Annotated in this window: 7 protein-coding genes, 1 pseudogene and 1 riboswitch; of the genes and pseudogenes, 5 read left to right on the forward strand and 3 right to left on the reverse strand. The window is 73.3% G+C overall.

Annotation, left to right across the window (positions count from 1 at the left end; genetic code table 11):
• Window positions 1-1,098, reverse strand: a pseudogene (gene thiO / locus AOK03_RS30020) (glycine oxidase ThiO); the annotation flags it as partial.
• A riboswitch (TPP riboswitch) is annotated at window positions 1,096-1,209 on the reverse strand. Its footprint overlaps the pseudogene before it by 3 nt.
• A 217-nt stretch (window positions 1,210-1,426) precedes the next feature.
• Here thiO and AOK03_RS30025 point away from each other — a divergent pair.
• The 5 genes from AOK03_RS30025 (at window position 1,427) to AOK03_RS30045 (ending at window position 5,766) form a co-directional block, all read left to right on the forward strand.
• Complete coding sequence (locus AOK03_RS30025) at window positions 1,427-2,590, forward strand: NAD(P)/FAD-dependent oxidoreductase (RefSeq protein ID WP_244177806.1); 1,164 nt, start codon at window positions 1,427-1,429, stop codon at window positions 2,588-2,590.
• Between the two features lie 98 nt (window positions 2,591-2,688).
• Entirely contained in the window at window positions 2,689-3,054 is a 366-nt protein-coding gene (locus AOK03_RS30030) for an Rv2175c family DNA-binding protein (RefSeq protein ID WP_055568509.1), read from the forward strand.
• Between the two features lie 98 nt (window positions 3,055-3,152).
• On the forward strand, window positions 3,153-3,809 hold the full coding sequence (gene thiE, locus AOK03_RS30035; RefSeq protein ID WP_055568510.1) for a thiamine phosphate synthase: 657 nt from the start codon (window positions 3,153-3,155) through the stop codon (window positions 3,807-3,809).
• Between the two features lie 103 nt (window positions 3,810-3,912).
• Entirely contained in the window at window positions 3,913-4,830 is a 918-nt protein-coding gene (metF, locus tag AOK03_RS30040) for a methylenetetrahydrofolate reductase [NAD(P)H] (RefSeq protein WP_055568511.1), read from the forward strand.
• Window positions 4,831-4,884: 54 nt separating this feature from the next.
• Window positions 4,885-5,766, forward strand: coding sequence for a hypothetical protein (locus AOK03_RS30045; RefSeq protein WP_055568512.1), 882 nt, complete (start codon window positions 4,885-4,887; stop codon window positions 5,764-5,766).
• Between the two features lie 60 nt (window positions 5,767-5,826).
• Here AOK03_RS30045 and AOK03_RS30050 read toward each other — a convergent pair whose 3' ends face one another.
• A complete protein-coding gene (locus AOK03_RS30050) occupies window positions 5,827-7,326 on the reverse strand; it encodes a phytoene desaturase family protein (RefSeq protein WP_055568513.1) in 1,500 nt (499 codons plus the stop codon).
• Between the two features lie 68 nt (window positions 7,327-7,394).
• Window positions 7,395-8,009: a DUF4126 domain-containing protein gene (locus tag AOK03_RS30055; protein WP_055568514.1), complete on the reverse strand. Its 615-nt coding sequence runs from the start codon at window positions 8,007-8,009 to the stop codon at window positions 7,395-7,397.
• Window positions 8,010-8,271 lie beyond the last annotated feature (262 nt).

The following is an 8,271-nucleotide window of genomic DNA, read 5'->3' on the forward strand; positions in this document are numbered from 1 at the left end:
GGACGAGGGTTTCGGGGGAGGCGCCGTCGAAGCGGCGCGGGGTGAACGGGAGCGCCTCTTCGGGGAGTTCACCCGTGGTCAGGGCGTGCGCCATGACGTCACCCGTGACGGGCGTCAGGAGGACGCCGTTGCGGTGGTGCCCGGTGGCCAGGTGGAGTCCGGCGAGCCGCGTCGGGCCGAGCATCGGCGCGTTGTCGGGGGAGCCGGGGCGCAGGCCCGCGCGGGTCTCGGTCAGCGGCAGCTCCGTGATGCCGGGCACGAGTTCGTGCGCGTCCCGCAGGAGTTCGTACACGCCGCCCGCGGTGACCGTGGTGTCCCAGCCGAGCTCCTCGCTGGTCGCGCCCACCACGAGCTCGCCGTTCTCGCGCGGCACGAGGTAGACGTGGCTGCCGCGCACCACGGCCCGCACGGTGCGGCTCAGGAACGGCGCGTACGCCGTCGGCACCGTCAGCCGCAGCACCTGGCCCTTCACGGGCCGCACGGGCGGCAGGACCTCGTCCGGGACGCCCGCGAGGCGCCCGCTGAGGCTGCCCGCCGCGAGCACGGTCAGGTCCGCGGTCGGCTCGGTGCCGTCCGTGAGGACGACGCCGCGCGCCCGGTCGCGGACGACGGAGAGGCGCTCGGCGCGGGCGCGGTGGAAGACCACCCCGGCCCGCTCGCAGGCCACCACGAGGGCCCCCGCGAGCCGCCTCGGGTCGATCTGGTGGTCACCGTCGACCCGTAGCCCGCCGCGGACCCCCGGCGCGAGCATCGGCTCCAGGCGGCGGCACTCGCGGCCGCTCAGCCACTCGGAGTCGAGACCGGAGCGGCGCTGCAGGTCGTGCAGCTCGCCTCGGCCAGTTCGGCGGCGAAGGCGGGGTAGCGGCGGGCGGATTCGAGGTTGAGGCCGAGCAGGGTCTGCTCGCCGTAGTGCAGTTCGGTGACGGCGGCCAGCATGCCCGCCGCGACCTGGGCGGCGCCGCCGCCCGGCTCGGGGTCCACGACCGCCACGGAGAGGCCGCGCCCGGCGGCCCGCCAGGCCGTGACCAGGCCGATGATGCCGCCTCCGACGACCAGGACGTCAGAGGCGGCGGATGGTGTCGTCGTACGCGAATGCATGGGCGTCCAGCCCCTCCCTTCGCCGGCATGACCCGGATCAGGTTCGTACGGTCGGAGGCCGTCCCAGCCTCCCTCTCAGCCCGGTGCGTCCGGGCTCCCGCGTGTGCTCTGCACGGGCCACCCTAGCCCGTCGCTTCGTGCGGCAGTAGGGGAGCTGTCCGGGTATGGGCGGTGACGTTGTGTCAGAGATCTCCCCGACCGCATCTGAGGGCGCTCTCGACAACCGCCCTAGAGTGATCGGGTGAGCGAGGAGCAGAGGCAGAGCGAGCAGCCGCAGAGCGGGCAGCAGCGACAGGCGGAGCGGCACGTCGTCATCGTCGGCGCGGGGATGGCAGGGGTGCAGACCGCCGTGGCCCTGCGCGAACAGGGCTTCACGGGCTCGGTCACGCTCGTCGGGGCCGAGCCGCACCAGCCGTACGACCGGCCGCCGCTGTCCAAGGCGGTGCTGCTCGGCAAGGCGGAGGGCTCGGCCTTCGACATCGACTTCGAGGCGCTCGGCATCGAGCTGAGCCTGGGCCGCGACGTCACTGGGGTGCGTCCCGACGCCCATGAGCTGGACACCGCCGACGGCCCCATCCGGTACGACGTCCTGGTCCTCGCGACCGGCGCCGAACCGATTCGGCTGCCCGGCACCGAAGGCATCCCGGGGGTCCACCTCCTGCGCACCCTGGACGACGCCGAGCGGCTGCGTCCGGTCCTCGCCGGACAGCACGACGTGGTGGTCGTCGGGGCGGGCTGGATCGGCGCGGAGTTCGCGACCGCCGCGCGCGAGGCGGGCTGTTCCGTGACCGTCGTCGAGGCCGCGGGACGGCCGCTCGCGGGGGCGCTGCCGGAGGAGGTCGCGGCCCCCATGGCGGGCTGGTACGCGGACTCCGGAGCGGTGCTGCGTCTGCACGCGCGCGTGGAGAGCGTCGAATCCGGCGTCGTCGTCCTGTCCGACGGGACCAGGGTGCCCGCGGGCGCCGTCGTCGTCGGCATCGGGGCGCGGCCCGCGACGCGCTGGCTCGCGGGCTCCGGCATCGAGCTGGGCAGCCACCGCGAGGTCCTGGCCGACGAGGGTCTGCGCACCTCGGCGCCCGACGTGTACGCGGTCGGCGACTGCTCCTCCTTCCCCTCGGGCCGGTACGGCGAGCGGCTCCTCGTGCACCACTGGGACAACGCCCTCCAGGGGCCGCGCACGGTGGCGGCGAACATCATCGGCGAGACGCCGGCCGCGTACGACCCCGTGCCGTACTTCTGGTCGGAGCAGTTCGGCCGCTTCGTGCAGTACGCCGGGCACCACGCAGGGGCCGACGAGCTGGTGTGGCGCGGCGACCCCTCCGGCATGGCCTGGTCGGTGTGCTGGCTGCGGGACGGCGCCCTGGTCGCGGTCCTCGCCGTGGGCCGCCCCAGGGACCTGGCCCAGGGGCGCAGGCTGATCGAGTCGGGCGCACGGCTGGATCCGGCGCTGACGGCGGACGCGTCGGTGCCGCTCAAGAAGGCGGTTCTGTAGCGGGGCGACACGGCGGCTCTGCGGCGGGGCGACAAGGCCGTCCTGCGGCGGGGCGACGCCGTCCGGTGCGGGTCCCCGGCCAGAGATACGCTGGACCCGTGACCGAGATTGACGCAAAGACTGATGCTCTCGTCCCCGACTGGCTGCATCTCCCCGACATCGCGGAGATGCTCGACATCGAGGTGACCCGCGTGCGCCAGCTGGTCAAGGAGGGCCAGCTGATCGCCGTGCGCCGTGGTGAGAACCGGGCGCTCCAGGTGCCGGCCGCCTTCATCGACGGCGACAAGGTCGTCAAGGGCCTCGCCGGCACCCTGACGCTCCTGCGGGACGACGGCTTCTCCGACGAAGAGATGCTCGAGTGGCTCTTCACTCCCGACCCGAGCCTGCCCGGCACCCCCGCGCAGGCGCTGAGCGAGAATCGCGGCACGGAGGTGAAGCGCCGCGCCCAGGCGCTCGCCGTCTGAGCAGGCGCAAGGCCGTCTGACCTGAAACACATCGTCCGGCGTGCGGGCCGCGGAACACCCCGCGGCCCGCACGCCACCGACAACGGGGGGACTTCTCCATGGCCGCCGACCACCGCGACCGGCTCGCCGACGCCCGGCTCTACCTGTGCACGGACGCCCGCAGGCGACAGGGGGACCTCCCCGAGTTCCTCGACGCCGTCCTCGCGGGCGGCGTCGACATCGTGCAGCTGCGCGACAAGGGCATGGAGGCGGGCGAGGAGCTGGAGCACCTCCAGGTCTTCGCGGACGCGGCCCGGCGGCACGGCAAGCTCCTCGCGGTGAACGACCGCGCGGACGTCGCGCACGCCATCGGCGCCGACGTGCTGCACCTCGGCCAGGGCGACCTGCCGGTGCCCGCGGCCCGCGCCATCCTCGGCGGCAGCGACGACGTGCTGATCGGCCGCTCCACGCACGCCGAGTCGGAGGCCGCCGCGGCCGCCGTCCAGGAGGGCGTGGACTACTTCTGCACGGGGCCGTGCTGGCCCACGCCCACCAAGCCGGGCCGCCACGCCCCGGGGCTCGACCTGGTCCGGTACACCGCCTCGCTGGGCACCGACCGTCCCTGGTTCGCCATCGGCGGCATCGACGCGGACAACCTCGACGAGGTGCTGGAGGCGGGCGCGCGGCGCGTCGTCGTCGTGCGGGCGATCACCGAGGCCGACGACCCGGGCGCGGCCGCGGCCGAGTTCGCGAAGCGGCTTCGTACGTCTGTGTGAGCAACAGCCCGGGAGTGTCCGATCCGTGGACAAGAAACCGGCAAACCGGCCAAAACTCCCGGGCCCGGTTGGGTGACCGCCGTGGCCTGGCTAACCTGCCCGTATGGCCCTAGGCACAGCTTCGACCAGGACTGACCGTGCACGCACGGTGCGCGACATGCTCGCGACCGGTAAGACGATGTTCTCGTTCGAGTTCTCCGCGCCGAAAACCCCGAAGGGGGAGCGGAACCTCTGGAACGCACTGCGCAGGGTCGAGGCGGTCGCCCCGGACTTCGTCTCCGTGACCTACGGAGCGGGCGGCTCCACGCGCACCGGCACGGTCAAGGAGACCCAGCAGATCGTCGCCGACACGACGCTGACGCCCGTCGCCCACCTGACCGCGGTCGACCACTCCGTGGCCGAGCTGCGCAACATCATCGGGCAGTACGCGGACGCGGGCATCAGGAACATGCTCGCGGTCCGCGGCGACCCGCCCGGCGACCCGCTCGGCGACTGGATCGCGCACCCCGAGGGCCTCACCTACGCCGCCGAGCTGGTCGAACTCATCAAGGAGTCCGGCGACTTCTGCGTGGGCGTCGCCGCCTTCCCCGCGATGCACCCGCGCTCGCCCGACTGGGAGTCCGACACCCGCCACTTCATCGACAAGTGCCGGGCCGGCGCGGACTACGCGATCACGCAGATGTTCTTCGACCCCGAGGAGTACCTGCGGCTGCGCGACCGCGTCGAGGCGGCGGGCTGCGCGACGCCGATCATCCCCGAGATGATGCCCGTCACCAACGTCCGCCAGCTCGAGCGGCTGCCCCAGCTCAGCAACGCCGTGTTCCCGGCCGAGCTGAAAGAGCGGATCCTCGCGGTCAAAGACGATCCAGCCGCTGTACGCTCCATTGGCATCGAGTTCGCGACGGAGTTCTGCGCGCGGTTGCTGGCCGAAGGTGTGCCGGGACTGCACTTCATCACGCTCAACAACTCCACGGCGACGCTGGAGATCTACGAAAATCTGGGCCTGCACCACCAGGCCTGAATCGGCCGTACCCGTACCCGTACCAGCGGGCGGCCGCAGGGGAGAGGGGCGTACATGGGCTGGACGGTCCTCTACATCGCGTTCGGATTCGTCGCGCTGTGGCTGCTCGGCGAGGTGCTGCTGCAGTACAAGGCCAGGCTGCGCTGGCGCCTGCTGGCCTTCGGCGGCTTCCTCGGCGTCGTCGTCGGGGTGCTGATCCCGTCGGTGTGGATCATCGGGCTCGGCGCCATCGCCTTCGCCACGGGCCAGACGTACGTGACGCTGTCGTTCCGCAAGGGCTTCTCCACCGGCTGGGCGCTCGGCGGGCAGCCGGGCCTGAGCAAGCGCCGCAGGGCGCCGAGGCGGGGCGGCGCGAAGGAGCCGACGCTCCAGGTCTCCGACCTGGAGTACGAGGAGGTCCCGCCGCCGCCCGCGCACGGCCCGGACGTCCCCGCGCACGACCCGGACGTTCCCGGGGCCGGGGTGTACGCGCCCGAGCCGATGCCCGACGACACCGGTCAGTACGGCGTGTACAGCGACGCTCCGTACGCCCCGCCCACCGCGGGCGACGCCCACCAGAGCGAGGGCTACGGCTACGACGCGGCGGCCTACGCGGGCTACGACCAGCAGAACTACGGATACGACGAGACGGGCCAGCAGCAGTACGCCGCGTACTCCGACCCGTACATCGGCACGCAGACCTACGGCGCGCGGCAGAGCTACGACACCTACGGCGATCAGCAGCAGTACGCCCCCTACGGGGGCGACACCTACAGCGCCGGGCTCGGCGGGACGTACCAGGACACCCCGCCCGGCGGCGTCTGGGTGCCCCAGCAGCGCACCACCGACGAGCCGTACAGCGGTGAACTCCCGCCGGAGCAGCCGTACCCGTACCAGGGCGGGCACACGGGGGACTACGACGGCTCGGGCTACAACGAGCAGCAGTACCGCTACTGAGCTCCGCCGGTCCCGTGCCGGTTCCGGCCGTTCCGGGCCGGTTCCGGCGGGGTGTCCGGGTCACCGTGAGCCGCGGAACTCCGGTCCCTCGACGATCAGTCCCGCGACCAGCGTGCCCGACATGCCCGCGTGGGGCAGGCCGCCGCCGGGGTGGGCCCAGCCGCCGACCGCGAACAGCCCCGGCAGACGGGTGCTGTTGGACGGCTGCAGGAGCTTCCCCTCGGCCGCGGCGAGCGCCGGGGCCGGGACGGCGCCGCCGTCGGCGCCGGTGGCCTCCGCGACGTCGGCCGGGGTGCGGACCTCGTGCCACAGCAGACGGCTCCGCAGCCCCGGGACCACGGCCTCGGCGCGGGCGATCACCCGCTCCACGTCCTGTGCCGTGACCTCCAGGTGCGCGGGCACCGTCATCGTGAGCGTGACCGCCTCGTGCTCGGCGTCCGGCGTCAGCTCCGGGTCGTCCGGGCGGAGCACCGCGAGCGTGGGGGAGAGGGGCAGCCCGGGCCGTTCGCCGAAGACGCGGTCGAGCTCGTCCTGACGGTCTGCCGAGTGCAGCACCGTGCGCAGCGGGGTGTCCGCGGGGCGTGCGCCGGAGAGGGCCAGGAGGACCGTGAGGCGGCTCGGCAGGCCGGAGCGCGCCGGGACGTCACCCGCCGCCCGTATGTCCACACCGGGCAGCAGTCGGTCGAGGACCGTGGGCGCGACGCCCGCGACCACGAAGTCCGCGTCCTCGGTGGTGCCGTCCGCGAGCTCCACGCCCGCCGCCCGGCCGTCCTTCTCGACGATCCGCGTCACCGCCGCGCCGAACACGAATTCGACACGCCGGGCCACGCACCGCTCGTGCACCGCGCGGGCCAGGGCGTGCATGCCGCCGCGCGCCGCCCAGGTGCCGAACGTCTGCTCCAGATAGGGCAGGACCGCGGCGCTCGCCGGGGTCGTGCGGGGATCCAGGCCGTGCGCGAGCGCGAACTGCTCCAGGAGCGCGATCAGGCGCGCGTCACCGCCCAGCTCCAGCTCGCCTACCTCGCTGAGCGTGGCCGCGCGGCGCTCGCGGCGCAGCAGGCGCTTGAGCGGCACCGAGGGATAGGGCTCGCGGTCTGCGAGCACCTCCCAGTTCGGCCACAGGGGCTCTTCCAGGAGGGGGCGGCGGGTGCGGTCCCAGGCCTCCCTGGCGCGGTTCATGAACGCCGCCCAGCGTGCGCCCGCGCCCGCGCCGAGGGCCGCGTCCAGGGCCTCGCCCACGCCCGCGCGCGAGGCGTTCGGCAGGTCGGCCGTGGCGCCGTCCGCGAAGACGTGGCGCACGGCGGGCTCCACCTGGGACAGCTCGACGCACTTCTCCAGGGGCTCCTTGCCCGTCTTGACGAACAGGTCGCGGTAGACCGCGGGGAGCTGGAGCAGCCCCGGTCCGGTGTCGAAGGCGAAGCCGTCCCGCTCGACGCGGCCCAGCGCGCCGCCGAACGTCTCCCCGCGTTCGTACACCACCACCCGGTGTCCCGCGACGGCCAGCCGGGCTGCCGCCGACATCGCGCCGAGACCTGCGCCGATCACCACAATCCGTGCCATGCCAGGGACTTTATCGGCAGCCACTGACAGTCACGCCGCGACCCCGGTCCCGGTCCCGGCGTGCACGCTCAGGGCGGCGGCGCCCCCGTGCGGCCCGCGAGCAGCTTCTCCTCACGCCGCTGGGCCCTGCGCCGCAGGAACCGGCGGATCCGCGAGACGAGGAAGAACAGCAGGAACAGGCCGATCGCCAGCAGCACGGCCGCGATGATCGCCGCGGCCTCCGGATAGAACATTGCGAAGCTGATGAGGCCGCCGACCCCCAGGTCCTCGGCCGTGCTCATCACGAAGTTGCTGAACGGCTCGGGCGAGGTGTTGATCGCCATCCGCGTGCCGGACTTCACCGCATGGCTGGCCAGCGCGGTCGAGCCACCCACCGCGCCCGCCGCCAGGTCCGAGAGGGACCCGCTCTGGCCCGCCAGGAGCGCGCCCACCACGGCGCCGGACACCGGCCGGATCACGGTGTGCACCGTGTCCCAGACCGAGTCCACGTACGGGATCTTGTCGGCGACGGCCTCACACAGGAAGAGCACGCCGGCCGCGATCAGGACGTCGGGCCGCTGGAGCGCCTCGGGAACCTCGTCGCTGACACCGGTCGCTCCAAAGACGCCGAGCAGCAGGACAACGGCGTACGCGTTGATCCCGCTCGCCCAGCCGCTGGTGAAGACCAGGGGGAGTACGGACACGGACGTGATCGTAACCAGTTGTGAACGAATCGGCCTGGGGATGAGCACGGACGTCTGAGTATCCGTACCTAGTGAGTGAGATGAGTACCCGCGCGGATGGGCCCCACCTGCGGAGACGGAAGAGTGTGGGTCACGGAGAAGGGCGCAGCGCCGGTACCGCCGACACGGGGCGGCGGAACGGCGCCGCGCCCTTGGCCGCTCCTCCCGCTGCACGGCGGGAGCGAGGTACGGGGGTGACTCGGGGGGACGACCACACGGGGGT

It is taken from the genome of Streptomyces atriruber (genome assembly GCF_001418325.1).
Taxonomy (GTDB): domain Bacteria; phylum Actinomycetota; class Actinomycetes; order Streptomycetales; family Streptomycetaceae; genus Streptomyces; species Streptomyces atriruber.